The organism is Pseudoalteromonas sp. RB2-MNA-CIBAN-0110 (assembly GCF_040309305.1).
GTDB classification, from domain to species: Bacteria; Pseudomonadota; Gammaproteobacteria; order Enterobacterales; family Alteromonadaceae; genus Pseudoalteromonas; species Pseudoalteromonas arctica.
Map to the genome: position 1 here is coordinate 1 of NZ_JBEOOQ010000143.1, position 283 is coordinate 283.

Here is a 283-nt window from a genome sequence, read left to right on the forward strand (position 1 = left end):
CTTTCTAAATTCAATGAAAGTAAATTAGTGGGCGCTAACCAAGCAACTTGCCATGGCCCTTCTATTAACCAACTACTTTGGCTGCCAAAACCACTGGCTAAATTAGGTAGCAGTAAAGTGTAACCCCAAATTACAAAGCCACTTAAAATACCGAGCTGTGCACCACGACACGATGCGTGGCGCCACCATAAACCAATAATCATCGCAGGAGCAAATTGCGCAACTAAGGTAAACGACATAAGCCCAACGGTTGCAAGAGTGGTGGTTTCTGCCAGCACTCTAT

The 283-nt window shown here is 44.9% G+C and carries 1 protein-coding gene; it reads right to left on the minus strand.

Annotated elements, in window-relative coordinates; translation table 11 throughout:
- Positions 1-283 (minus strand): hypothetical protein (locus AAEY68_RS20900; RefSeq protein WP_350586806.1); only part of this gene is annotated, 283 nt, incomplete at both ends.